Below are 25333 nucleotides of genomic sequence, written 5' to 3' on the forward strand. Positions count from 1 at the left end.
CATTGACACTTTATATGGGAGGAATGCTGATGAAAACCTTGTTTAAGTGGTTACTATCAGGAGTTTTTATTTATAGTGTGTTCAAGTATAGATATAAATTATTAAATGTTGTAATGGGTAGCTACTGGCTTAGAAAAATAGCTATTAGAGTGGTAATGAGCATTCCAGGAGTTAAATCCAAATTTATGGAGAGTGCTTTCCGATAAAAAAATATTTAAATTGCAGACAGACAAGCTGTAGACAATGGAGATTCCTTTACAGTTGGTCTGTTTTTTCGTTATAGTTATATAAAATGTTGTTGTTGATTATACATAAATAGAAAAAACAGTAAAAGAAAAAATAGAGAGTGAGGAGCTTGATTGAGTAGTAGAGAGGATTTTTTATTTTGGAGATTAGCCCATTATTTTATAATAGAAAAAAATTATTCATTATTGCAAATTAGTGAACGGCATGATGAATTATGGCTTGAAAATACTTCAAAAAAAGATGCTCAAGTCATTCGGTTATTGCGCTATGATCTTGATTGGGGAAATAAGCTTCAACGTGATATCCAGCATACTGCTGTAAGAGCAGAAAATGTACGAAAACATCTAATGAAAAGGGAATTAACTGTCTTAAACCTTTATATTAGTGAATACACACCTGTAGATGAATATGAATCATATATTCGTCATCCGCTTCAGGTGAATAAAAAAACAACTGTTCATAGTGTGATAATTGACAAAGAAGTGAATGGTTTTGGAAGTATCATCAATATTCCATCAGCCATTCAGCTTAAAGATGAATATGATGATCAGGAGATATTAGCAATAAAATCAGCTGCATTAAACAAAGCTGTAGAAAGCTCTCAACAAGAACAACAGTTTTTTAATAATGGGAAGCCGTTTTTTACATATGCTTTTTTAGTTATCCAGATTATTATGTTTATTCTCTTAGAGATAACTGGCGGAAGTACAAATATTGAGAATTTAATCAAATATGGTGCGAAGTATAATCCTGCGATTATGGAAGGAGAATGGTGGAGATTTATAACACCAATCATTCTTCATATTGGACTTTCACATGTGATTATGAACTCAATTGCTATTTATTTTCTAGGTACAATTGTTGAAAGAGTCTATGGTAGAATTCGTTTTATATTGATCTATCTTTTTTCGGGATTTGCTGGTGTACTTGCTAGTTTTATATTTAGTGATCAAATATCGGCAGGAGCGAGTGGTGCAATTTACGGATGTTTTGGTGCATTACTATTTATAGGTGCTACTAATCCTAAGATCTTTTTTAGAACGATGGGAACAAATGTTATTGTAGTCCTAATATTAAATTTGGTTATTAGCTTCACTGTTCCAGTTATTGATCTTTCTGCACATATTGGAGGTCTCCTTGGAGGATTTCTTGCTTCAGCTATTGTGTATTTTCCTAACAAACGGAAAGTGCAGCTTCAGATCGGAGCTTTTCTTCTAACAATGATCATCACTGCCGTTTCATTATATTTTGGCTACCATCATGAAACAGCAACAAGTATAAATAGCTGGGCTCAGCATGAAATTCAAAAAGGACAAAACTATGAAAAAGTATATGAACGATTAAGTAATTTTGAAAAGACAGGAAAGGGAGATGCATTAACGTATTTCCAGCTTTCATACACAGAGTTGCAGCTTAATAAAACTGAAGATGCTAAAAAGCATTTATTAAAAACGATTCAATTAAAACCTGATTTCCATGAAGCCCACTTTAATTTAGCACTAATCTATTATCAAGATGATAGGAATATTACAAAGGCTAAACAGCATTTAAAAGAGGCAATTCAAATATCAGATGATAAAAAGTATAAAGAATATCTTGAACAACTGAATCAATTAGAAGGTTAAATCAGCTGTTTCAAGATTATAGGCTGAAAATCTTTTGTGATAATCAGTACTAAAATTTCCGTTTTGTCTCGATTAAATAATAATAGAGGAATGGTACTTCCATAAGGACTAATGGATGTACCTTCTTCTGTTTTTATTCCAAACAGGTAATTCTTATACATCCCTTCCCATAACTTCCCGATCATTTCCTCTGATTTTCTCATAGTAAACCCAGGTAATGGTTTATCTTTATAGGTGGATAATTCAGTCAGTGGGATAACTAAATTATATTGATGACGATTAATATCTAGTTCGTTCATTCCTTTATTCCAAATTGCATTTAATTGATTATCAATATATGGTTTTAATGTATCCTGCCACTCCTTTTCTAATTCTGATTGGGGATGATGAAAAGAGTTAAATGTTTGACCGTACTTTGATTTAACAACATATAGTGAATCCATAGACATTGTTTGAACACTAGTAATGTTGCTATTCTCTTGTATTTCACCATAATGGTAGGAAATTGCTTGGTAGAAAGCTGTGTCATTATTCTTGATCAAATCATTCTGGTTCAGGTTAGCTGAATATTGCTTCCAATTTTTAAGTCCAATGATCTTTGCAAGTTTGCCATTTCGATACAATAATCCTATATCCTGTCTTAAATAAGCCGATCGATCCAATTCTGAGTAGAGATGATAGGTAAGATTATATTTATTAGGACTGACTTTTGAAGCTGTAACATTTAACTGTGATTCCGCTTTAATAAATTGTGCTTCTTTATGGAGCGGAAAGAAAATAATTGTTTCTTTAACTGGTGATAGTGTTACTTTTAATATAAAGATTAGAATTGTTATAAATAGAATCATCCATCCGAAATTTTGTTTTTTTCGTTTCATTGAATCGCCCCAACCTTTTGCTTGTCCCTTCAATCTACTATACGATCACCATTTTTTATTTATGTTTGTTTAGCTCAAATTTATCTTTCTGAAACTTGTTCATCAGCATAATATCTACTATACTGATTTATGATTAGAATCCGGTTGAAGTCAAGAGGGTGTGGATTTGAAGACATTTTATGATGTACAACAATTATTAAAAAAATTTGGCATCATCATTTACGTAGGAAATCGAAATGCTGATATAGAATTAATGGAAATGGAAGTTAAAGAGTTATACAAATTAGGATTAATCGAGAAAGAAATATTTCAACGAGCAATCTTAGTTTTAAGACAAGAAAAAAATAAAAATGAATTATGGTAAATGGGGGAGAATGGGATGGAAAAACAATGGATTGTAGGTGTGGATTTAGGAGGTACTACTACTAAACTAGCTTTTATTCACGAGGATGGATATATTATACATAAATGGGAAATTGATACAGATAATACCGATGCCGGAAAAAATATTTTAAAAAATATTTCTGAGTCAATTGATACACAATTAGGTAGACTAAATGTAGGGAAAGAAATTCTTAAGGGAATTGGAATGGGCGCTCCTGGTGCAGTAAATTTAGAGGAAGGAATTATTTATGAAGCAGTCAATCTTGGCTGGGAAAATAATTATCCAATCTCTCGCACATTAACACAACTAACTGGACTGCCAGTAGTAATTGATAATGATGCAAATTGCGCAGCTCAAGGAGAAATGTGGAAAGGTGCTGGACAGGGCGCTACAGATATCGTTTGTGTGACATTAGGAACAGGTGTTGGTGGTGGAATTATTACTAATGGAAAAATCGTTCAAGGTATCAAAGGAGCAGCTGGTGAAATCGGCCATATTACGGTTATCCCAGAGAATGGAGCTCCTTGTAATTGTGGGAAAACAGGTTGCCTAGAAACTATTGCTTCAGCAACAGGAATATCACGATTGGCTACTGAAGCTATTCATGCATATGAAAATGATTCATTATTGAAGGACATCTATTCTGAAAATGGAAAAATATCTGCTAAGGATGTATTTGACAGTGTAAAAGAAGGCGACATACTGGCAAATGAAATTGTAAATAGAGTTGTATTTTATTTAGGCATTGCATTGGCGAATGTTGGGAATGTATTTAATCCTGAAAAAATAATTATTGGCGGTGGCGTATCACGAGCAGGGAAAACTTTATTAGATCCGTTAATTCGTTATTTTCAAAAATTTGCATTCTCAACTGTAGCTCAATCTACACGTATTGATTTAGCCACTTTAGGGAATGATGCTGGTGTAATTGGTGCTGCATGGCTAATTCAGGGGAATGTTGGAAATAAATAAATTATGAGCTAGCAAAGGTATGTTACAAATCTTTGGACAAACATGAAACTTTTTAATGGTTTTGGACGTCATATATATTGGGTATTACGATTAGCACGTAGTTCAATTTAATTTTATGGAATTTCCGACATGGATCATAGTGCATAGTGGAAAAATAAATCCCCACTATCGGAGTTTTTGGATGAAGGAGGTTTCCAATGTATAAATGATCAAATTTAAAAAGATGAATATTTTGTTTCCTGTTATCGGAGCAATAGCTCTTTGGATCAAGACCTACCTTATTTATAAGACAGCTTTCCAGATTAAGATTGAAAATTGGATGCAGGAATTTATATTATTTATAAATCCTGCAAGTTTTTTGTTGTTTGTATTTGGCTTGTCACTATTCTTTAAATCGGAAAAAGTACGAATACGCTATATTATTCTGATGAGTGTATTTCTTTCTTTGATTATTTATGCGAATGTTGTCTTTTATCGTTTTTTTACCGATTTTTTAACACTGCCGGTTTTATTTCAAACAAGTAATTTTGGTGATTTAGGGGATAGCGCAGTAGCAGAGATTCATTGGTGGGATTTTGTTTACTTTATAGATGTAATAATTTTAATGCTTCTTGTTAAGTTCAAACCCAGCTTGGTGACTTTTAAGCAGACCAATAGAATCAACAGAAGGGCCTATTTTCTTGTAACAGGAGCAGTTTTGTTTTTAAATCTAGGATTAGCTGAAGCACAACGTCCACAGTTGCTTTCACGAACGTTTGATAGAGAAATCTTAGTAAAAAATATTGGTTCCTTTAATTATCATTTATACGATATTTTCCTTCAATCAAAAACATCCGCACAAAAAGCTCTGGCAAATGGGAGCAACTTAATTGATATTGAGAATTATGTACGTGCAAATTATGCAAAGCCGAATGAAAAGCTTTTTGGAATAGCGAAAGGAAGAAATGTTATCGTTATTTCCCTAGAGTCAACACAAAGCTTTGTTATTAATTCCAAAGTGAATGGTCAAGTAATCACACCATTTTTGAATGAGTTTATTCAGGATAGCTATTATTTCGATCAGTTTTATCATCAAACAGGCCAAGGAAAAACCTCAGATTCAGAATTTTTAGAGGAAAACTCATTATTTCCATTAAATCGAGGAGCTGTATTTTTTACGCATGCAAGTAATGAATATAATTCTTTAGCTGAAAAATTAAACCAAAATGGCTATTTTACAGCAGGAATGCATGCAAATAATAAAAGCTTTTGGAACCGAGATATAATGTATAAATCTTTAGGGTATCAACGATTTTACTCCTCAACATCCTATTCTATCACTGATGAGAATTCTGTAGGCTGGGGAATGAAGGATATTCCTTTCTTTGAACAATCTGTTGACTTAATGAAGAATATGCCAACTCCGTTTTATGCAAAAATGCTTACATTAACCAATCATCATCCATTTATTTTGAATGAATCAGATAAGCTAATCAATGAATATACATCTAGTGATAAGATGGTGAATCGTTATTTCACCACTGTTCGCTATCAGGATGAAGCCATAAAAAAATTTATAGAAAAATTAAAAGTGGCAGGTTTATATGATCATTCGATCATCGTGATGTATGGTGATCATTACGGTATATCTGAAAACCATCATCATTCGATGGGGGAATATTTAGGGAAAGAAATTACCCCATATGTAAATTTAGATCTGCAAAGGGTTCCTTTCATTATCCATATACCTGGTGTTACTGATAACGGAAGAGGAAAGGTGCTATCCGAAGTAGGTGGCCAAATTGATATTCGACCAACCATACTTCATCTATTAGGAGTGGATACAAAAAAAGATATACAATTTGGGAAAGATTTATTTTCTCCAGATCATCTTAATTTTACCGTTCTCCGAGATGGTCAATTTATAACTGACAAGTATGCTTGGACAGCAAATAACTGTTATTTGCGAGACACTGGAGAAGTAATAGATAAAAGTTTTTGTCGTGATTTTCAAGAAAAAGCAAATATGGAGCTTGATTATTCTGATAAGATCATTTACGGAGATCTGCTAAGATTTTATACATCAACTGTAAGTGATAATCTATAATAAGAAAACTCGTATAATAGGGTTTTCTTATTTTTCTTGTAAGGGTAGAGAAATATATAAGGAGTGTAACAGATGAAAAAGAAAAAACATAAACATCATAACTTTTATACAATCTTCTCTTTTATGTTATTTCTTTTTCTTTTAAGTGGTTGTGAAAAGGAATATTCGGATCATCAAACGATTCAAAAACCAAAAGAACCTATCATGGAATTGAAACCAATACATGTTGATAATGGTGAATTTGAAAAAGTTGCTGGTTGGTTTGATAATCATACCATATTGTATATTACTAAAAATGATCAGGAGTTTCAGGTTTATAAATATAATATAACGAGTGGAAAACAATCTCTCTTTTTTAATAGTAAGGACTCAATCAAAACGGTAAAAATAGGCCCTGATCGTTCAAAGGTACTAATTCAAACCGCTCCATTAAGTAATCTTGCTAGAATTTATATATTGGACGATGCAGGTAAAACGATTTACTCAAAAGATATAGAGTCCTTTGATCTGACTTATAACTGGAATAAAGAGAATCCACAGCTCCTTGCTTTGACCATATTTTATGAGGATTGGACTTATAAGGTTGAGGTTCTTCAATTAAATCAATTACAAATGACTGAATATGTTTTTGACGATCCGTTTGTTAAATGGTTTGGTAGTCATTCTCTAATTATGCAAAACAGGAATAAGGAAGACTCAAGTGCTCCATCGAACTTAATTTCTTATAATTTAAAACAAGTAGATCAACCAAAAACTCTAAAAACTAATCTATATCAATTTGATACATATAAGGATCTTCTCATGACAGTTGAAGTGAATCCTCAGGCGAAAGAAGAAGCAATTTATCATTTTTATAATAAATCCTTAAAAGATAAGTTTTCCTTTCGCGTCCCTCATTTAAGTCAATTTAATGAATGGTTGGTTCCTTTTAATGATTACTTAGAGAAGGATAAGCACTTCCTTTCTTTTATTCCATATGAAAGCGGCTCAATCGATCAATATGATCAGGATTATAAATTAATTAGCTTTGATATTGAAAATCAGAAAGAAAAAGTGTTATTTAAAAACTTAAAGAATGAACCAATTACATGTTCACCAAATGAAAAATTATGTTTATATGGATATCAGTTCGAAAATATTATAGATCTTAAAGGGAAACGGGTAATTCCCCTTGTTAAAGAAATCGAAGAAATATAAAAAGAACAGAGCCAATATACTCTGTTCTTTTTAATTGATTATATTGTTGCTGGGTATCCTGAATGAATAACTGTCATTACAGTAAACCAACCAAAAACACCTAGTGTAATTACGCCAAAAACAATTCCTAATGGATTTTTATTTTTGAAGGCACTAACTGTTCCAAATACAGCAAGTAATGTTACTAAAGCAAAAATGATGACTGTACCCATTTGATAATGACCCCTTCCTTCGTAAAGTAGACAATTTTTCATATGTAAAATGATAATGGCACTCAATGATATTTTACAATTTTATAATAAATTTGTCGAGGTACAAAAGTGAAAGTTCTTTGACTTGTTAATAGTATACCCAAACAAAATCAATACTTGTACAATATATTTTATAGCTATGTTACGATTAATGAACAAGATTGAAAAAGAGGTGTTAATATAATGAAATGGCAAAGAGTTCCATTAGGAGCATTAGAAACGAACTGCTATTTATTTGTTGGGGATCAACAGGAATGTATTATTATTGACCCAGGTGATGAAGGAGCAAAGCTCCATTCAATTATTAATAAGCAAAAGCTTAAACCAATCGCTATCTTATTAACCCATGCACATTTTGATCATATAGGTGCAGTAGACCAAATGAGAGATGTCTTCCATATCCCTGTTTATATTCACAAAAAGGAAGCTGACTGGTTAAATAACCCTCACTTAAATGGGTCACAGATGTTTATGATGGGGAATGCAGTTCAGCAAAAACCAGCGGATTATATTATTCATCAAGAAGATACATTGACCATTGGTGAATTTACCATTGAACTTTTTGAAACACCTGGTCATTCACCCGGCAGTCTTTCATATTATATAAAGGAATTATCTACGGTTTTTGCAGGAGATACCTTGTTTTTAGGGAGTATTGGTCGTACCGATCTTCCAGGCGGAAACCATCAACAATTATTAACAAGTATTAAACAAAAATTATTAGTATTACCTGATGATACGATGGTTTTGCCGGGACACGGGCCAGAAACAACTATAGGAAAAGAGAAACGAACGAATCCTTTCTTAGCAGAATAAGAAAGCACAAACAGCTTACTTAACCCATCAAGTATATTCACTCCATAATGAAATCTGCTTTTGCTTTTATTGTAGACGTTTAACTTCGAGGGGCTAGGCAATTGAGTTGAACAAAGCAGAAATTTTTGAACATTAATAACCAGTATTGAATATTGCCTTTCATAGCAAGAAAAGGCTGTTTTCGTATAGTTTGTTGCTATTGTAAAAGACTAACTACCGGCTTTTACTACCATAAAGGATTCTAGTGGGTCTTATGGAGATTGCAGCTCTTTTCTTAATAATATGAAACGTGTAGCCGTCCTCAGTCGATATTTATTAGTGATAACTTTACTTAAATAGCAACAATATTTGAGAAAAGAGCCTAAAAAAAAGACTCTTGAACGTTTCAAGAGTCTTCTTTTAATTAATGTTCTACACCTGGTACTAATATGAATGTTGTATAGTATGTAAAACCAGCGAAGAAGATTGTAAGGTACGCCCCAAAAATATACATATACATACGTTCAGATAATTTCAAATAACTTAGTAGAACAAAGAATACGGTTTGACCAAGGAATAATAATGCAAGTGTGTTTAAATCCCCAAGATAAAGCATGACTGCAAAAATTGCTGTCCAAAATCCTAATACTCTGTACATGCGATCCATATGTATCCCTCCTTTGTACCTTTTACTCCATCAATTTATTATTATAAAGGAAAAGTATAGAAAATGTAAATATCTCGGTATTTTAGTTTGTGACATTTACGTGATAAATACACATAAAAATTGATTGAAAAATTTAGGATTAAAATATATTTTTATGAAGGAGATTGAAACTTTTTGTCGAAGTAGTTATAAAATAATTAAAGGTGGTGGCTTATGATATATGTCCATAGAAAAAATCGCTGATTTACTACTGGGACAAGCAATCAATTTATGTGCAACAGATATCCATATTATCCCAAGGACAAAAGATTACCATGTACAATTTAGATTTAATGGAAGACTCTCTCCATATTGTGATTATTCATTAGAAATTGGAGAAAGGCTAATATCTCATTTTAAATTTATCTCCTCAATGGATATTAGTGAAAGAAGAAGACCTCAAAGTGGTTCATTTCATCTCATGCACGAGAAAAAGACTTCGTTTAGAATTTCTACCTTACCAACGGCCCTCGCCAAGGAAAGTCTTGTTATACGAATCCTACCCCAACATCAATCCATCACTATCGATCAAATTTCGCTGTTCCCTATGATTACCAAAAAATTAATCGCACTGCTCATGCACTCTCATGGAATGATTATTTTTACTGGACCAACGGGAAGTGGCAAATCGTCAACAATGTATACATTAGTGGATCATTGTTCCAATCAGCTCATGCGAAATGTCATTACACTTGAAGATCCAGTAGAGCAGCAAAATAGTTCATTTGTGCAAGTGCAAGTGAATGAAAAGGCAGGTATTACTTATAGTACTGGATTAAAGGCTATTTTACGTCATGATCCTGATGTGATTATGGTTGGGGAAATACGGGATAGTGAAACAGCTAAAATTGCAATTAGAGCAGCGCTAACAGGACACTTGGTGCTTAGTACATTGCATACGAGGGATGCAAAGGGGGCGATTTATCGTTTATTAGAATTTGGGGTGGAATGGCATGATATTGAACAAACATTGATAGCAGTTAGTGCACAGCGACTTGTATCATTAAAATGTTCGATTTGTGGCGAGCGTTGTTCCCGTTTTTGTTCGAATTTCCAAAAAGGAAATCGGACAGCGGTTTATGAATTATTGTCAGGAAGAATGTTGAAAAGTGTGTTAAATGAGGCCAAAGGTCAAAACTGTCGATCGAACTATCAAACATTAAAGAAAGTAATAAGAAAGGGGATTGCACTTGGATACATTTCCAAAAGCGAATACGATCGTTGGGTTTTTGATGAGGAAGAACCGAATCCCATTAAAGGTTCAGGGGATATTCTTAAATAGAATAGGTGAGATGCTTGAAAACGGCTTCACTCTTGCAGAGGCAATAGATTTTTTGCAGCATCTTAAGAGTAATTCGAAAATCAACCCTAATGATATACTAGTCGATTTACAAAATGGAGTCCCATTTTATGAAGTATTAAATCGAAAAAAATTTGATAAAAAGGTTTGTGCACAATTGTTTTTTGCAGACCAGCATGGCAATTTATCATATGCTTTGAAGGAGTCAGGAACCTATTTAACCAAAAAACATCATGACCAGGTAACGATGATGAAGCTTTTTCAATATCCCTTACTGCTCATTTTTCTCCTCGCATTTGTTCTGCAACTGTTAAAAAATTTTTTACTACCACAATTTGAATTACTTTATTCTTCGATGAATTATCAACCTACTTTTACCGTTAGTTTTTTAATTTCCTTAATGAAAAATTCTCAATTTTACTTGTTAATGATCCTAATCTTGATTATTTGTGTTAGTTTTTTCATTTATCTTCTATTTCGCAAGAAAAATCCGATTGAAAGAGCAGAATGGATATGTCATATCCCATTTGTTCATTTTTATTACAAATTATATATAAGTCATTTTTTAGCAAGAGAATGGAGCTTTTTGCTACAAAGCGGATTTTCTGTTCACGAAATTCTGGATATGATGTCTAGTCAAAATTTTAAACCATTGATACGAGAAATAGCCTTTGCTATTCGAAAAGAATTGAAATTTGGTTACTCATTTTCTAATGCTCTTTCTAGATTGAAATTTTTGGATCAACAATTTATAACAATTACTATGCATGGTGAGAAAAATGGTCGATTAGATGATGAACTACAGTTTTACAGTCGGTTTTGTGTAAAGCAACTTGAAGAGAAGATACAAAAAATCTTTCGGCTCCTACAACCAATTATGTTTATCTTTATTGGAATTTTGGTTGTTTCTGTGTATTTATCTATTCTCTTGCCAATGTTTGAAATGATAGATTCCATTTAATGAGGTGATGAAGAAATGAAAATATTAAAAAATAAAAGTGGTTTCACATTAATAGAAATGCTTGTTGTCTTATTAATTATTACGGTATTAATTTTTGTTGCCATTCCTAATATTACAAAGCATAGTAAATCGATAAATAATAAAGGATGTGAGGCTTTTGTTCAAATGGTACAAGGACAGGTTCAGGCGTATGAAATGGAGTATAAAAAATTTCCGAATACGATTCAAGAATTAGTAAATGAAGGGTATCTAGTAGAGAAAAAGACAAAATGTCCGAATGGGAATGAAATTTCCATCAATTCCGAAGGGAAAGTCACAGAAGTAAAGGATCCATCATGATCGTGCTAAAAGGGTCAAGGGGTTTTACACTTATTGAAGTTTTAATAGTTTTACTTGTTTTAACAATTTTCCTGCTTCTTGGGAGCGCAAGTGTCAAAAAAATGAGGGGGGCAATTGAAAGGAATGTATTTATAACCCAACTTGAAGCAGATCTTTATTATGCACAGTCCTATGCCATGAATCGCCATGAATCAGTATTGGTTCAGTTTTATCCCTACTATGATCAATATACAGCCCTTTCAACAAGCGATAGTACAGTCCTCTTTGATCGAAAACTACCACCATCAATCGACATGTTAAGTGGTGGCAGTTTAACCTCATATACAATATTACCAAGTGGAAATATAAGTAAATTTGGAACGCTGCGTTTTAAAAGTGATAAACGTGAGATGAAGCTGATATTTTATATTGGAAGGGGGAGATTTCGATTTGAATAATAGTAAGGGATTCACATTGGCAGAAGGAATTCTCTCTCTTGGAGGAATGGTGATGATTACTGCTCTTTTATTTCCATTAATGTTCTTGATTTTACAAAAACAAATAGATGAAAAACAGGATTTGACTGCTGTTAGGGTACTTTATGAACATCTTGAGGAATATGTCATTAATGGAACAAGTATTGCGAATGAAGTTCAAATTGATGGTGTTTCATATCAAGTTTTTATTGAAAATAACCCGGAATGGAAGGCTTGTGTTTATTATGCTGAAAGGAATCATTGTACTAAGGAAGAAACAAAATCAGATGGGCTTTACTTTAACAGAATGTATTCTTACGATGCTTATCATTTCGATGATCTTTCTCCTTTTCCCCCTGTTGATTAAAACATACGAGCATATTAATCAATCCTTATCAACTGAAGAGGATTATGAATGGACTCTTTTTTTAATCCAGTTAAGAAAAGAAATGAGGGAAAGTGATGGATGGGATGTAAGTAATAATAGGCTTTTTCTTAAAAGGAACAATCAAATGATTATGTATGAACAGTATGGGAATGTCTTAAGACGAAGAGTTGATTCTGAAGGTCATGAAATTGTATTACAAAATATAGATCAGGTACTATTCAGAGTAAACGATTTAAAGTTGCAAGTTCACATTCAATTTATTAATGATCATCAACGGGATGCCTATTATAGTTCAATCGTATATCGTCAATAGATGGAAGGAGTCGGCAATGAGAAATCAAAAAGGTTTTGTTTTCCCTCTCATATTAGGGGTTATATTTATTACCTTTTTAGTCCTAACATCATCCACCCATATTTATTTATCTGAAAAACAATATTTGCATGAAACAAAAAGATATTATATCAGTAATAGTTTAAATGTGATGGCAATAAAAAGCTTAATCAGGCAAATTGAAAATCAAAATTATATGGATAGTGGCACAATTGCATTTAATCAAGGAAAGATTAATTATCATGTCTATCCTCAAGAAGAAGAAGAGAATTATTTAATAAAGATTACTACATCAATAGAGAATGGTCGAGCAATTAAATATCAAGTATTATATAGTATAAAAGACCATCGTCTATTAAAATGGAATGAAAATTAAGGAGAGAAGGAAATAGTGGATAAGCTGTATATCATAGGTTTTATGGGTGCCGGAAAAACAACAATTGGAAAAGAACTTTCCGAACTATTGAAATGTTCTATATATGATACAGATGTTTTGATTGAGATAGAAGAAGGAACAACCATTGCGGAAATTTTTGCAAATAAAGGTGAAGTATATTTTCGCAAAAAAGAAACAGAAATTTTACAAAGGACAGAAGAGTATAAAGGGATTATCACTACTGGAGGGGGAATTATTGGTTCAGAAGTGAATCAACAATTATTAAAAAAATTAGGCTTCACAATATTTTTGCAATGTGATCCTCTTCAGATGGTAAAAAGAATACAAAATGACCCGACACGTCCATTGGCACGGAATAAATCAGAAATGGAAATGATTAATCTATATCAATCAAGATTGCCGTATTATAAGGAAAGTGCAGATATGATTATAGATACCACTAATTTATCCATCCCTGAAACGGTAAAAAAAATTGAAGGATGTATACAAGGATTAGAGCTTGGCAATAATTAAGTATCATAGGGGTGGTGTAAAAAATATGTCTACTAATGATTATGTAAAATATATTACCCAAACCTTTGTGAAGCACTTTGACACGCCAAAATCCGATCGAATCCAATCACGATTGGAACGAAAAGAACAAAAGAATCCATTTCTTTATCGCTGGTTTGGTGTATTGCCCTATTCAATTATCATGCTATTTAAAAGGAAATAGGAGAGTAATCTCTCCTATTTTTTATTATGCTCTTTTCTCAAATCTTGTTGCTACTTAGAGAATGTTTTAACTAATAAAAATAGGTTGAAGACAGCCAAATCCTTTAATTCTATTGAGAAAAAAGCTGTAAACTTAGAAAGAACGCTGTCCTATTATTTAGGTATAAAAGCCGGCAATAAGGCTTTTACAAAAGCACCAAACAATCTTTAATGTATATTATGCTCTTTTCTCAAACCTGTTGCTATTTAGGGAATGCTTTAACTAATTATAATATGCAGAGAATGGCAAGTCCTTCATACGAACAGACTTTATTATAAAGATAGCTACACTACTAGGCTTACAATGAAGATTGTTGATTACTACAATTCAATCCACAATGGAAATGATTATAGTCGTGAATTGTTTGAGTGCCATGGCAATACTTAGGTGTTCCCTCTCTTGTTAGTTCTCTTCATGTATATGATTGTCCATCAAATAAAATAATCCACCATTGATAATTTCAATTGTAATGAAAGGTTCATATTGATGTTTTAACGCTTCTTTTTCTGTTAAATAAGCTTCCGGTTTTTCTTCGATGTCTTCATAAAAATGATCTAATAAAGATAAATCTTCATTCCAACGCTGTGTTGCTTCTTCTGCCCATGAATGATCTTCCTTCATAATTTCCTGTTTTAAAAAATTTTCAATTCTAGTTACACCACTTGTAGGCATAATAATTGGTGTTAAGGTAAAACTTAAATCTGGAATTTTAGGGGATAGCACTTTCTTTGTCAGTTTTTCATGAAATTGTTCAATGAGCATACCGTTAATAAGGTTTAAACCAAATGACCGGAAAACATCACGTTTCCGATCACATTGATAAGAAATTTTTATATTCATTCCTAGCCATGGGTATAAAGGTGTTTGTTGCTTAGGCATAGTTTGAGAGATTTCATATAATCGAATATATTTTGCAAAATTCTTCGTCGATTGAAAAATTTGATGAAGACGAGGAGAACCAAAATGAATGACCTCGCCTTTGATTTGATCAGGAGCTTTTTCTTGATCAGTAATCAGAGTTAATTTCATTGGGTTAGGGATTCCACCTGTTTTCTCTAAATAATGCCAGTAAAAAGGACGATTCATTAATTCTTTATCAAGTTCCTTTGTTAACTGAACGGTTAAGTAACCAGCTTCACTTTCAATAATCTCACACTCGTTTGCTTCAAAATATTGACTAAGATATTGATGAATTTCCTGCTGCTGCACCGAAATTACCTCCTTCTTTTTCTTTCATACTTTCGGCAAACTGTATCATTTCTGTTAAATTATCCATTTTAATTTTCATTTCTCCTTCAGTTCGTGAGTTCTGAAAGATGTCTTGCAAATGATTTTCTAATTTTCCAAACTCCAACCTTGTTAAAATGTCATCTAATTCTCCAATTACACGTTCAAATAAATTTATTTTTTCATAAAGAAGTTTAAGAATGTGATCTTCGACCGTATTTTTCGTAGCTAAATTATAAATATGAACATCTTCTTGTTGACCTAGACGATGTACACGTCCAATCCGTTGTTCTAATCTCATTGGATTCCAAGGTAAATCAAAATTTATCATATGATGGCAGAACTGTAGGTTAATTCCTTCCCCACCAGCCTCGGTTGCAATTAAAACCTGTGCATGTTTTTGGAATAATTCTCTCATCCAGTCCTTCTTCCCACGTTTAAATCCGCCGCGAAACGGAACAGAGCTAATTCCATGTTGCTTTAAAAACCATTGCAAATAAAGCTGTGTAGCTCGATATTCAGTGAAAATAATGACTTTATCATTTATATTTTTTATTAATTCTAAAGTTTTCTCAGCTTTTGAATTTTGTTTAACGGCTTCAATTTTTTTAAATAAAAGTGAAATATGTTCTGTAAAAAGAGCCGATGGATTTTCGTACTTTTTCAACATGTTTTTTAATGTATAGTAGACAGATTCCCTGCTACTGCATGCTTCGCGTTGTAAAGTCATCATAGAAAAACCGCCTGGGCCATATGCCTGATCATTAGTTTTCAATAGTTGGATGGAATCATATAAATCTCTTTCCTCTTTAGAAAAATCAATTAAAATAGTTTTTACATGACGTTTAGTCCACTCAATCCCTGTATCTGTTCTACGATTGCGGATCATTACTTTATTAACTAGTTCTTTTAAGCGTTCTTCATCCTTTGTCGACCTTTCACCACTTTTATATTTTTCAAAAAAGTTCGTTTGACTACCAAGATGACCAGGTTTTAAAAGTGATACTAAATGAAAAATCTCATCAATACGATTTTGGATTGGAGTCGCTGTTAGCAAAAGACAGAACTTTTTTTTGAGATTTTGCACAAATTCATAGTTTTTTGTTTTATGATTTTTTAATTTATGTGCCTCATCAATAATGACTAAATCATAATTTTGCTCGTAAATTTTTTCCCGATGTGGAGATCGTTTTGCGGTATCGATGGAAGAAATCACGCAATCACATTGATCCCAAACATAGCTTTTTTTCTGAGCAACTGCTGGAATATAGAATTTTGTGTTCAATTCAAACGCCCATTGAGAGACTAAAGAGGCGGGAACAAGGATCAACACTTTTTTTACAAGACGCCGGATCATGAGTTCCTTTAAAATTAATCCGGCTTCAATTGTTTTTCCTAATCCAACCTCATCTGCCAAAATGGCTTTACCATTCATATTTTCAACAACCTGTTTTGCAACTTCTAGCTGGTGTGGCAAAGGCTTTAAGTTTGCTAAGTGTTTTGTGCATTGTAATCCTTCAAACTCAGGTATAATTTGTTGTTTTTCCATCTGGATTGCTAAATCATATAATTGCCAATTTCCCCAGGGACCATCCTTTACGAATCGATCTGCTAAACCCTTACTCCATGAGTGATCAAAATTTATTTTTATTGACATAAAACCACCTCATCATTCAATCCGATATAGATATATATGAATAATAGACGAACAAAAAAATAATACATATAATAAATGTTCGTATTTTAGTGTTATAAATAAAATGTATGCCTTTTCTTGCGAGAATTCTTTTGTAAAAGGTGTATTTTTTGTTCGAAAATGCTAGAAAAATGATTGCTGAAAATAATGAATAATGATAGGATGGATATAGCTTGAAAAGGATTTAAAAATGAATAAAAAGCTTATTTTAGTAGTATATCCATTTTTCAATTAAATATAGGCGAATGATTACAGGGGGAGAGATCGCTTAAGTGCGACGCCGAAGGAGCAAATAATAAAGAATTATGAATCTCTCAGGCAAAAAGACTCTTGTATGACGCAACTCTGGAGAGTGCTTTCTATTTAGGAGCCACCAAAGGGGAAATCCTTTTCATATGTTTCAAAGCAATCGTATCGGAACAAATGTGAAGGTAAACTTTCAGGTGCCAGGACAGAGACTAATTTAAAAATTGGTTTTCTCTGTCCTTTTTTATGTCTAAATCTTTGAAATTAATTGAAAGTGGAAGAAAGCCAAATTTAATTATATTGATAGGGGGATCATCAATGTCAGAATTAAAGAGAACACCATTATATGATGTATATAAAGAATATGGTGGCAAAACAATTGATTTTGGTGGATGGGAATTGCCAGTACAATTTTCGAGTATTAAAGAAGAACATGAAGCAGTTCGTACGAAAGCTGGTTTATTTGATGTATCCCATATGGGTGAAATAACGGTTAAAGGAAAAGACAGTACAGCATTTTTACAAAAAGTCATGACAAATGATATTTCAAAGATTGCCATTCATGGTGCACAGTATAATGCCATGTGCAATGCAAATGGTGGTACTGTTGATGATCTATTAGTTTATAAGTATTCAGATGAACATTACCTCCTTGTAGTGAATGCCAGCAATATTGAAAAAGATTTTAACTGGCTAAAGGAACATGTGGAAGGTGATGTCGCTTTAGAAAATATTTCTTCAAGCATTGGTCAAATTGCTATTCAAGGTCCCCTTGCAGAAACGATTCTACAATCGATTGTGAATGACATGAATTTGGCCGATATTAAATTTTTTAAATTTAATCCTGAAGTGAGTATTAAAGGGATAACAGCATTAGTTTCTCGTACAGGGTATACGGGTGAAGATGGCTTTGAAATTTATTGTCGTGCAGGGGATACCATTTCATTATGGAAGGAACTATTAGCTGCCGGAAAGGAAGAAGGGCTACTTCCTTGTGGCTTAGGAGCTAGGGACACTCTTCGTTTTGAAGCAACCTTGCCATTATATGGTCAAGAATTAACTGCGGAAATCAGTCCCCTTGAAGCTGGGATTGGATTTGCTGTGAAAACGACTAAGGACGCTGACTTTATTGGAAAGTCCGTATTAAAAGAACAAAAGGAAAAAGGTTTAACTAGAAAAATCATAGGAATTGAAATGATTGATCGTGGAATTCCACGTCATGGATATAAAATCTTCTCAGGAGCCGAAGAAATTGGCTGGGTAACAACAGGAACACAGTCCCCTACATTGAAGAAAAATATTGGTTTAGGTCTTGTTGATATTCAATTTACAGAACTAGATCAAGAGATCGATATTGAAATTCGTAATAAACGTTTAAAAGCAAAAGTAATACAAACACCATTTTATAAACGACCTAAAAAATAGGATGGGAGAGAGATATATGACAAAGCATCGTTATCTACCGATGACAGAGCAGGATAAGAAAGAAATGCTTCAAACAATAGGGGTTGACTCTGTTGATGAGTTATTCAGTGATATACCAGAAAAAGTCCGTTTTAATGGATTATATAACATAAAAGAAGCAAAATCTGAAAGCTCCTTACTTAAAGAATTAAGTCAAATGGCAGCAAAAAATATGGATGTAAAGCAAAATATTTCATTTTTAGGTGCTGGTGTTTATGATCACTATATACCAACGATTGTTGATCATGTCATAAGTAGATCTGAATTTTATACGGCGTATACGCCATACCAACCGGAAATTTCTCAAGGTGAATTACAAGCAATATTTGAATTTCAGACCATGATATGTGAATTAACAGGTATGGATGTAGCAAATTCATCTATGTATGATGGAGGAACAGCGTTAGCCGAAGCAGCAATGCTCAGCTGTGGCCAAACACGTAGAAAAAAAGTCCTTATTTCTGAAACTGTTCACCCGGAATCACGTGAAGTCTTAAAAACATATGCAAAAGGTCAGTATATTGATGTGGTTGAAATTCCACATGAAAATGGTGTGACAGATATAAAGGCATTAGAAAGAGAAATTAATGAAGATGTAGCAGCAGTGATTTTACAATACCCTAACTTCTTTGGAAGAATTGAACCATTAAAAGAATTCGAGCCTATAGTCCATCAACACAAAGGTTTATTTATTGTTTCGAGTAACCCTCTAGCATTGGGTGCTATTACCCCTCCAGGAAAGTTTGGTGCAGATATTGTCGTCGGCGATGCTCAAGTGTTTGGCATTCCACAAAGCTTTGGAGGTCCACATTGTGGGTACTTTGCAGTTACTAATAAATTAATGAGAAAGGTGCCAGGACGATTAGTTGGAGAAACAGTTGACGAAAATGGGAAAAGAGGCTATGTATTAACTCTTCAAGCCCGTGAACAGCATATTCGCCGAGATAAAGCAACATCTAATATATGCTCGAACCAAGCATTGAACGCATTAGCAGCTTCAGTAGCCATGACAGCCCTTGGAAGAAAAGGTGTGAAAGAAATGGCGGTTCAAAATATCCAAAAAGCCTGTTATGCGAAAAAAGCATTTTCTCAAAATGGTTTTGAACTTGTATTGGATGGACCAAGCTTTAATGAGTTTGTCGTGAAATTAAATAAGCCTGTTAAAGAAGTAAATAAACAATTGCTTGCAACAGGAATTATTGGTGGGTATGACTTAAGCAAAGATTATCCGAAAATGGTTAATCATATGTTGATTGCTGTTACTGAGTTACGTACAAAAGAGGAAATTGATCAATTTATTAAAGAATTGAGGGATAGCCATGAATAAGGTGGATCAACCATTAATTTTTGAACTCACAAAACCTGGCCGAATCGGTTATAGTCTTCCTGAACTTGATGTTCCTAATATTGACATTAGTGAATATTTTTCAGCTGAATATATTCGTGATGAGGAGCCCAATCTACCAGAAGTATCTGAATTAGATATTATGCGTCATTATACTGCTTTATCAAAGAAAAATCATGGTGTAGATTCTGGATTCTATCCTCTCGGTTCATGTACGATGAAATATAACCCTAAAATAAATGAATCTGTTGCTCGTTTTCCAGGATTTGCTCATATTCATCCACTCCAAGATGAAGACACAGTTCAAGGTGCATTAGAATTAATGTATGATCTTCAAGAGCATCTTATTGAAATAACTGGTATGGATGAAGTCACTTTACAGCCTGCAGCTGGAGCGCACGGGGAATGGACGGGATTAATGATGATCCGTGCTTATCATGAAGCAAATGGTGATGTAAATCGAACGAAAGTGATTGTACCAGATTCTGCTCATGGAACCAATCCGGCATCAGCTACAGTAGCAGGTCTTGAGACGATTACTGTAAAGTCTAATGAGAATGGATTAGTAGATTTAGAGGATTTACGAAAATTAGTTGGTCCTGATACAGCTGCATTAATGTTAACCAACCCAAATACTCTTGGGTTATTTGAGGAAAATATTTTAGAGATGGCTGAAATTGTTCATGGTGCTGGTGGAAAATTATACTATGATGGGGCAAATTTAAATGCTGTCCTTTCGAAAGCACGTCCTGGCGACATGGGATTTGATGTTGTTCATTTAAATCTGCATAAAACCTTCACTGGACCACATGGTGGTGGTGGACCAGGTTCAGGTCCGGTAGGTGTGAAAAAGGATTTAATTCCATTCCTACCTAAACCAGTATTGGTTAAAGAAGGCGATCGATATACATTTGAATATGATCGTCCACAATCAATCGGTCGTGTAAAGCCATACTATGGAAATTTTGGCATTAATGTTCGAGCATATACATATATTCGAACAATGGGACCAGATGGACTTAAAGCAGTAACTGAAAATGCAGTAATCAATGCCAATTATATGATGAGAAGATTAGCAGAATACTATGATCTTCCGTATGATCGTCACTGTAAGCATGAATTCGTTCTTAGTGGGAAGCGTCAAAAGAAATTGGGGGTACGTACATTAGATATTGCCAAGCGTCTTTTAGATTTTGGTTACCATCCACCAACTATTTACTTCCCATTAAATGTTGAGGAATGTATGATGATTGAGCCTACAGAGACAGAATCGAAGGAAACCTTGGATGCTTTTATTGATGCAATGATTCAGATTGCGAAAGAAACGGAAGAAAATCCTGAGATTGTGCAAGAAGCTCCACATACTACAGTCGTAAAACGTTTAGATGAAACCTTAGCTGCACGTAAACCAGTTTTAAGATATGTAAAATAATATAAAAAAATGCTTTTTTCTATAACTTTGCTGCCTGTAGTTGGGTTTTTACAAAAGCAACAAACTATACGAAAATAGCCAAAATAAAAGACCTCTTTTTTAATGAAGAGGTCTTTTTACTTATAAGTTATTTAGATTTTATTTTTCCAGTCCATTTTTTAAATCCGCCTTGTAATTGATAGAGCTCACGATAGCCTTTTTTATAAAGCATTTGGGCAGCTCGTCCACTACGCATTCCGCTTTGGCAATATAAATAAACAGGCTTATCTGGACGGATTTCTTTCATTCTCATTTTTAATTGGGAAAGAGGGATGTTTCTTGAACCTAGTATATGTCCTCCATCAAACTCATTTGCTTCCCGTACATCAATTAATTGCGCTTTCCTATAACCTGCTTTGAACTCTTCTTCACTTAAAGTTTTTACCGCTTTCTTTTGGGAAAAATAATTAAAAAGAGTGTATGCAATTAAGGCTATGATTACAATAATAAGAAAATATAAACTTCCCACTAGTCTTTCTCCTTTCTACGAGGTAACACTATCTTCTATTATATTCATCAATAGACTTGGAATCAAAACTTTTTCATATAAAAATTTTTTATTTTCATTTTTTATGTGTTCAGAGTAGATATCATCGGGGTTTGTACAGGGATAATATTATGCAACCAGTAAAATTGATTGAAAATGTTCCTTTTTAATACTAAAACACATTTTTTCTCCTTTTTTCTACTTATTTTATTTGTTTCATGATTTGACAAAAAAGAACAATGTTAAACACTTGCGCAATATATAGTATTTGTGGTAGTGGTTCAGATACTATATATTGTATTTTGTTGTTGATTTTCAATGGTTGGTTATGGTAACTTTATTAAGGAGAAAACAACGAGAATAAAAACTTGTAGGAGTAAAATGATAGAAAGATAGAGGGAGTTGTCTATATGTCTGTTGCGTTAACAAGTGAATTGAAAATTAACGAGGAACAATTAAATAAAGCGATTAAATTGTTTCCTCAAGTACATCCAGTGACCCCTGATATGCGCATTACCCATAAAGGTGTTTCACGTTTAGTAATGATTGATCGTTATTCATTTAAAGATACGGAAAAGATCACATTAGCAGAGGGAGACTTCGTTGTCCTGACGATTAAAGAAGATCCAAAATTTCCTGCACGTGGTTTAGGGTTTATCAAACATATTAATTGGGAACAGAAAACTGCTGATGTACAAGTGGACGAAGAATATCGCAGTGCTTTAGATGATCCGAAAGAAATGGAATCTGGATTAATAACAAGACCACTAGATATTATCGAAAAACCATTAGAAGTGTTTTATGAGCAAATTGCTAAAAGGAACGCAACAGGCTTAGCTTCAGTAGAAAAAACAGAAGAAAAACGTCAAGAGTGGTTTGAAAAGTTTTATCAAGAGCTAGTAAACTTAAATTTTGTACCTGCTGGACGGGTTTTGTATGGTGCAGGGGCAGATACTGAAGTTACTTATTTTAATTGTTATGTCATGCCTTTTGTTCCTGATTCTCGAGAAGGTATATCTGAACACCGTAAGCAAGTTATGGAGATTATGAGTCGTGGTGGCGGTGTGGGAACAAACGGATCGACTTTACGCCCAAGAAACACATTAGCAAAAGGGGTCAATGGTAAATCCTCAGGTTCAGTTTCATGGCTTGATGATATTGCTAAGCTCACTCATCTTGTAGAACAAGGTGGATCAAGAAGAGGCGCTCAAATGATTATGTTGTCCTCATGGCATCCTGATATTGTTGAGTTTATCATTTCAAAGATGCAGAACCCGAGAATCCTACGATTTTTAATAGAAAACACCAAGGATGAATCGATTAAAAAACATGCGAAGGACAAGCTGAAATTCACTCCTTTAACAGAGCAAGAAAAGGCGATGTATCAAGGGATTATTAATTATAAGACAATCCCTGGATTAGGTGGTTTTAGCGAAAGCATCATTAAAGAAGCGGAAGATAAATTACGTGAAGGCGGAACATACACGGTCCATAATCCGGAATTTTTAACTGGTGCGAATATATCCGTTTGCTTAACGAAAGACTTTATGGATGCAGTTGAAAATAATGAGGATTATGCTTTACGCTTCCCGGATGTTGAAAATTATAGTGCCGAAGAAATGGAACTCTACAATACGAAATGGCAAGAAATCGGCGATGTTCGCGAATGGGAAAAGCTTGGTCATAAAGTGAGAACCTATCGCAAAATTAAAGCAGAGGAACTTTGGAACTTAATCAATATATGTGCTACTTACTCAGCTGAACCAGGGATCTTCTTTATCGATAATGCGAATGACATGACAAATGCCAAAAGTTATGGACAAAAAGTAGTAGCGACAAATCCATGTGGTGAGCAGCCACTTGCTCCATATTCTGTCTGTAATTTAGCAGCTGTCAACTTAGCTGAGATGGCGAACAAAGAAACAAAGACAGTTAATTTTGATAAATTAAAGCGTACCGTTGAAATAGGTGTACGCCTTCAAGACAACGTGATTAATGCAACACCTTATTTTCTTGAACAAAATAAAAAACAAGCATTAGGTGAACGTCGTGTAGGACTTGGTGTTATGGGCTTAGCAGACTTATTGATCTATTGTGAAAAGGAATATGGTTCAGAAGCAGGGAATCAACTAGTAGATCAAGTAATGGAGACTATTGCAACGACTGCTTACCGTGCATCAATTGAGCTAGCAAAGGAAAAAGGTAGCTTCCCATTTTTACAAGGAGAAACTACTGAAGAAACGAATCAATTACGTGAAGCATTTATTCATACAGGATTCATGAAGAAAATGCCTGAAGATATTCGACAATCGATCTTAAAACATGGAATTAGGAATTCCCATTTATTAACTGTCGCACCTACTGGATCTACTGGTACTATGATTGGTTGTTCAACTGGCCTTGAACCTTATTTCTCATTTACGTATTATCGAAGTGGACGTCTTGGAAAATTTATTGAAGTAAAAGCAGAAATTGTTCAAGAATATTTAACAAAAAATCCAGATGTAAACCCTGAGCAATTACCTGAATGGTTTGTTACTGCGATGGAGTTAGCCCCAGAAGCACATGCTGATGTACAATGTATCATTCAACGATGGATTGATAGTTCAATCTCAAAAACGGTTAATGCACCGCGTGGCTATGCCGTTGATCAAGTTCAGAAGGTGTATGAGCGTCTATATAAAGGTGGAGCCAAAGGTGGAACGGTATATGTAGATGGAAGCAGAGACTCCCAAGTATTAACATTAAAAGCTGAAGAAAATCAAGTAGATGATGGAATGACATTGGATCGCTCCAATGATAAACAAAACGTTGTGCTGGTAGATACCATTCAAGACTTAAGATCAACAAGTGTAACGATTGGTTCTGAAATTGGCAATACATGTCCGGTATGTCGTAAAGGAACAGTCAAGGAAATCGGTGGTTGTAATACATGTGATAATTGTAATGCACAATTAAAATGTGGATTATAAGTAAGTTGAAAGAGATGAAATGTAGCTTTGAAATAAAAGTCACGAAGCTATTGCCTTAAAAATCATTTCTCTAGGGCTTGTGTTATTAAGCAAAATCAGACAAAAGATTGTGATTCAATTTACTTAAAGTAACGGAGCTGGTTAGCTGAATAAGAGGTTAAAAGCAATGAGAAGAAAAAGTAAACTCATTTTAAGTCAATTAAACTGATTGAAAACAATGTTTTTGTCACATATTGGTTAGAAATTCATTATGTTTTCAAGCGAGCTATAGGAATTTGTGTTTAGCTCGCTTGAATGCTTACTTAATGGAATTTCATAGTAAATATTAAATTGGTACTTGGATCAACGTTAAAAACAAA

At 33.7% G+C, this 25333-nt stretch carries 26 protein-coding genes and 1 riboswitch; of the genes, 20 read left to right on the top strand and 6 right to left on the bottom strand.

The annotated features are described in order from the left end of the window. Positions 1-29: 29 nt before the first annotated feature. Positions 30-206 carry a hypothetical protein gene (locus tag NST63_RS09595; protein ID WP_158022210.1) on the top strand — a complete coding sequence of 59 codons (177 nt, stop codon included), beginning with the start codon at positions 30-32 and terminating at the stop codon, positions 204-206. A gap of 153 nt (positions 207-359) precedes the next feature. Next, positions 360-1871, top strand: a complete 1512-nt coding sequence (locus tag NST63_RS09600) for a rhomboid family intramembrane serine protease (RefSeq protein ID WP_341041955.1) — start codon at positions 360-362, stop codon at positions 1869-1871. On the opposite strand, the gene NST63_RS09605 is transcribed toward NST63_RS09600, so the two are convergent. Next, positions 1868-2749, bottom strand: a complete 882-nt coding sequence (locus NST63_RS09605; protein WP_341041956.1) for a hypothetical protein — start codon at positions 2747-2749, stop codon at positions 1868-1870. The two genes, NST63_RS09600 and NST63_RS09605, sit on opposite strands and share 4 nt — an antisense overlap. Positions 2750-2915: 166 nt before the next feature. Between NST63_RS09605 and NST63_RS09610 the strand changes: the two genes are divergently transcribed. The 4 genes from NST63_RS09610 (at position 2916) to NST63_RS09625 (ending at position 7389) form a co-directional block, all read left to right on the top strand. Continuing rightward, complete coding sequence (locus NST63_RS09610) at positions 2916-3113, top strand: YqgQ family protein (RefSeq protein WP_078110806.1); 198 nt, start codon at positions 2916-2918, stop codon at positions 3111-3113. Between the two features lie 15 nt (positions 3114-3128). Then, complete coding sequence (locus NST63_RS09615; protein WP_212943278.1) at positions 3129-4106, top strand: ROK family glucokinase; 978 nt, start codon at positions 3129-3131, stop codon at positions 4104-4106. Between the two features lie 205 nt (positions 4107-4311). Then, positions 4312-6192 (top strand): LTA synthase family protein, encoded by a 1881-nt coding sequence (locus NST63_RS09620; RefSeq protein ID WP_341041958.1) that lies wholly within the window; start codon positions 4312-4314, stop codon positions 6190-6192. 72 nt (positions 6193-6264) lie between these two features. Further along, complete coding sequence (locus NST63_RS09625; RefSeq protein ID WP_341041959.1) at positions 6265-7389, top strand: YqgU-like beta propeller domain-containing protein; 1125 nt, start codon at positions 6265-6267, stop codon at positions 7387-7389. A gap of 38 nt (positions 7390-7427) precedes the next feature. Here NST63_RS09625 and NST63_RS09630 read toward each other — a convergent pair whose 3' ends face one another. Beyond that, the gene (locus NST63_RS09630) at positions 7428-7601 is read right to left on the bottom strand and encodes a DUF2759 domain-containing protein (RefSeq protein WP_065107192.1); all 174 of its coding nucleotides are present in this window, start codon (positions 7599-7601) and stop codon (positions 7428-7430) included. A gap of 222 nt (positions 7602-7823) precedes the next feature. On the opposite strand from NST63_RS09630, the gene NST63_RS09635 reads away from it, so the two are divergent. Then, the gene (locus NST63_RS09635) at positions 7824-8456 is read left to right on the top strand and encodes an MBL fold metallo-hydrolase (RefSeq protein WP_212943275.1); all 633 of its coding nucleotides are present in this window, start codon (positions 7824-7826) and stop codon (positions 8454-8456) included. A 403-nt stretch (positions 8457-8859) separates the two neighbouring features. Here NST63_RS09635 and NST63_RS09640 read toward each other — a convergent pair whose 3' ends face one another. Beyond that, entirely contained in the window at positions 8860-9102 is a 243-nt protein-coding gene (locus NST63_RS09640) for a DUF2626 domain-containing protein (RefSeq protein ID WP_058002183.1), read from the bottom strand. A gap of 220 nt (positions 9103-9322) precedes the next feature. Here NST63_RS09640 and comGA point away from each other — a divergent pair, with 220 nt between their 5' ends. The 9 genes from comGA to NST63_RS09685 are packed head-to-tail and all read left to right on the top strand — an operon-like array spanning position 9323 to position 14027. Further along, positions 9323-10423 (top strand): competence type IV pilus ATPase ComGA, encoded by a 1101-nt coding sequence (comGA, locus tag NST63_RS09645; RefSeq protein WP_341041960.1) that lies wholly within the window; start codon positions 9323-9325, stop codon positions 10421-10423. Further along, the gene (gene comGB / locus NST63_RS09650) at positions 10332-11402 is read left to right on the top strand and encodes a competence type IV pilus assembly protein ComGB (protein ID WP_212943116.1); all 1071 of its coding nucleotides are present in this window, start codon (positions 10332-10334) and stop codon (positions 11400-11402) included. Before comGA ends, comGB begins: the two co-directional genes overlap by 92 nt. 15 nt (positions 11403-11417) lie before the next feature. Continuing rightward, the gene (gene comGC / locus NST63_RS09655; RefSeq protein WP_071976172.1) at positions 11418-11741 is read left to right on the top strand and encodes a competence type IV pilus major pilin ComGC; all 324 of its coding nucleotides are present in this window, start codon (positions 11418-11420) and stop codon (positions 11739-11741) included. After that, complete coding sequence (gene comGD, locus NST63_RS09660; RefSeq protein ID WP_212943114.1) at positions 11738-12178, top strand: competence type IV pilus minor pilin ComGD; 441 nt, start codon at positions 11738-11740, stop codon at positions 12176-12178. Before comGC ends, comGD begins: the two co-directional genes overlap by 4 nt. After that, the gene (locus NST63_RS09665; protein WP_212943112.1) at positions 12171-12563 is read left to right on the top strand and encodes a type II secretion system GspH family protein; all 393 of its coding nucleotides are present in this window, start codon (positions 12171-12173) and stop codon (positions 12561-12563) included. Before comGD ends, NST63_RS09665 begins: the two co-directional genes overlap by 8 nt. Continuing rightward, the gene (comGF, locus tag NST63_RS09670) at positions 12484-12897 is read left to right on the top strand and encodes a competence type IV pilus minor pilin ComGF (RefSeq protein WP_341041963.1); all 414 of its coding nucleotides are present in this window, start codon (positions 12484-12486) and stop codon (positions 12895-12897) included. Before NST63_RS09665 ends, comGF begins: the two co-directional genes overlap by 80 nt. A 16-nt stretch (positions 12898-12913) precedes the next feature. Then, a complete protein-coding gene (gene comGG, locus NST63_RS09675; protein WP_212943109.1) occupies positions 12914-13291 on the top strand; it encodes a competence type IV pilus minor pilin ComGG in 378 nt (125 codons plus the stop codon). A gap of 15 nt (positions 13292-13306) precedes the next feature. After that, positions 13307-13825 carry a shikimate kinase gene (locus NST63_RS09680; protein ID WP_242598147.1) on the top strand — a complete coding sequence of 173 codons (519 nt, stop codon included), beginning with the start codon at positions 13307-13309 and terminating at the stop codon, positions 13823-13825. 25 nt (positions 13826-13850) lie between these two features. Beyond that, positions 13851-14027 carry a YqzE family protein gene (locus NST63_RS09685; RefSeq protein ID WP_065107193.1) on the top strand — a complete coding sequence of 59 codons (177 nt, stop codon included), beginning with the start codon at positions 13851-13853 and terminating at the stop codon, positions 14025-14027. Between the two features lie 441 nt (positions 14028-14468). Here NST63_RS09685 and NST63_RS09690 read toward each other — a convergent pair whose 3' ends face one another. After that, positions 14469-15275 carry a YqhG family protein gene (locus NST63_RS09690; RefSeq protein ID WP_212943105.1) on the bottom strand — a complete coding sequence of 269 codons (807 nt, stop codon included), beginning with the start codon at positions 15273-15275 and terminating at the stop codon, positions 14469-14471. Then, positions 15244-16950 carry a DEAD/DEAH box helicase gene (locus NST63_RS09695; protein WP_212943103.1) on the bottom strand — a complete coding sequence of 569 codons (1707 nt, stop codon included), beginning with the start codon at positions 16948-16950 and terminating at the stop codon, positions 15244-15246. Before NST63_RS09695 ends, NST63_RS09690 begins: the two co-directional genes overlap by 32 nt. A 284-nt stretch (positions 16951-17234) precedes the next feature. Further along, positions 17235-17329, top strand: a riboswitch (glycine riboswitch). 224 nt (positions 17330-17553) lie between these two features. Here NST63_RS09695 and gcvT point away from each other — a divergent pair. From gcvT to gcvPB, 3 genes are read left to right on the top strand one after another with little or no spacing between them, the layout of a single operon-like run. After that, positions 17554-18660 (top strand): glycine cleavage system aminomethyltransferase GcvT, encoded by a 1107-nt coding sequence (gene gcvT, locus NST63_RS09700; RefSeq protein ID WP_341041965.1) that lies wholly within the window; start codon positions 17554-17556, stop codon positions 18658-18660. A gap of 16 nt (positions 18661-18676) precedes the next feature. Further along, on the top strand, positions 18677-20026 hold the full coding sequence (gene gcvPA / locus NST63_RS09705) for an aminomethyl-transferring glycine dehydrogenase subunit GcvPA (RefSeq protein ID WP_341041966.1): 1350 nt from the start codon (positions 18677-18679) through the stop codon (positions 20024-20026). Then, a complete protein-coding gene (gcvPB, locus tag NST63_RS09710) occupies positions 20019-21476 on the top strand; it encodes an aminomethyl-transferring glycine dehydrogenase subunit GcvPB (RefSeq protein ID WP_212943099.1) in 1458 nt (485 codons plus the stop codon). Before gcvPA ends, gcvPB begins: the two co-directional genes overlap by 8 nt. Positions 21477-21603: 127 nt before the next feature. Here gcvPB and NST63_RS09715 read toward each other — a convergent pair whose 3' ends face one another. Then, the gene (locus tag NST63_RS09715; protein ID WP_058002197.1) at positions 21604-21984 is read right to left on the bottom strand and encodes a rhodanese-like domain-containing protein; all 381 of its coding nucleotides are present in this window, start codon (positions 21982-21984) and stop codon (positions 21604-21606) included. Positions 21985-22412: 428 nt separating this feature from the next. Between NST63_RS09715 and NST63_RS09720 the strand changes: the two genes are divergently transcribed. Further along, complete coding sequence (locus NST63_RS09720; protein WP_212943097.1) at positions 22413-24974, top strand: vitamin B12-dependent ribonucleotide reductase; 2562 nt, start codon at positions 22413-22415, stop codon at positions 24972-24974. Positions 24975-25333: the final 359 nt, after the last annotated feature.

This window comes from Heyndrickxia sp. FSL W8-0496 (assembly GCF_038007825.1).
Taxonomy (GTDB): Bacteria; Bacillota; Bacilli; order Bacillales; family Bacillaceae_C; genus Heyndrickxia; species Heyndrickxia oleronia.

Bases quoted from the DNA above. Each gene is read 5' to 3' on its own strand.
- NST63_RS09595 (WP_158022210.1), top strand. From the start codon at position 30: ATGAAAACCTTGTTTAAGTGGTTACTATCAGGAGTTTTTATTTATAGT.
- gcvT (WP_341041965.1), top strand. From the start codon at position 17,554: ATGTCAGAATTAAAGAGAACACCATTATATGATGTATATAAAGAATAT.
- NST63_RS09685 (WP_065107193.1), top strand. From the start codon at position 13,851: ATGTCTACTAATGATTATGTAAAATATATTACCCAAACCTTTGTGAAG.
- NST63_RS09720 (WP_212943097.1), top strand. From the start codon at position 22,413: ATGTCTGTTGCGTTAACAAGTGAATTGAAAATTAACGAGGAACAATTA.
- NST63_RS09605 (WP_341041956.1), bottom strand. From the start codon at position 2,749: ATGAAACGAAAAAAACAAAATTTCGGATGGATGATTCTATTTATAACA.
- NST63_RS09695 (WP_212943103.1), bottom strand. From the start codon at position 16,950: ATGTCAATAAAAATAAATTTTGATCACTCATGGAGTAAGGGTTTAGCA.
- comGG (WP_212943109.1), top strand. From the start codon at position 12,914: ATGAGAAATCAAAAAGGTTTTGTTTTCCCTCTCATATTAGGGGTTATA.
- comGA (WP_341041960.1), top strand. From the start codon at position 9,323: ATGTCCATAGAAAAAATCGCTGATTTACTACTGGGACAAGCAATCAAT.
- NST63_RS09625 (WP_341041959.1), top strand. From the start codon at position 6,265: ATGAAAAAGAAAAAACATAAACATCATAACTTTTATACAATCTTCTCT.
- gcvPB (WP_212943099.1), top strand. From the start codon at position 20,019: ATGAATAAGGTGGATCAACCATTAATTTTTGAACTCACAAAACCTGGC.
- NST63_RS09615 (WP_212943278.1), top strand. From the start codon at position 3,129: ATGGAAAAACAATGGATTGTAGGTGTGGATTTAGGAGGTACTACTACT.
- NST63_RS09620 (WP_341041958.1), top strand. From the start codon at position 4,312: ATGATCAAATTTAAAAAGATGAATATTTTGTTTCCTGTTATCGGAGCA.
- gcvPA (WP_341041966.1), top strand. From the start codon at position 18,677: ATGACAAAGCATCGTTATCTACCGATGACAGAGCAGGATAAGAAAGAA.
- comGD (WP_212943114.1), top strand. From the start codon at position 11,738: ATGATCGTGCTAAAAGGGTCAAGGGGTTTTACACTTATTGAAGTTTTA.
- NST63_RS09630 (WP_065107192.1), bottom strand. From the start codon at position 7,601: ATGGGTACAGTCATCATTTTTGCTTTAGTAACATTACTTGCTGTATTT.
- NST63_RS09635 (WP_212943275.1), top strand. From the start codon at position 7,824: ATGAAATGGCAAAGAGTTCCATTAGGAGCATTAGAAACGAACTGCTAT.
- comGC (WP_071976172.1), top strand. From the start codon at position 11,418: ATGAAAATATTAAAAAATAAAAGTGGTTTCACATTAATAGAAATGCTT.
- comGF (WP_341041963.1), top strand. From the start codon at position 12,484: ATGGGCTTTACTTTAACAGAATGTATTCTTACGATGCTTATCATTTCG.
- NST63_RS09640 (WP_058002183.1), bottom strand. From the start codon at position 9,102: ATGGATCGCATGTACAGAGTATTAGGATTTTGGACAGCAATTTTTGCA.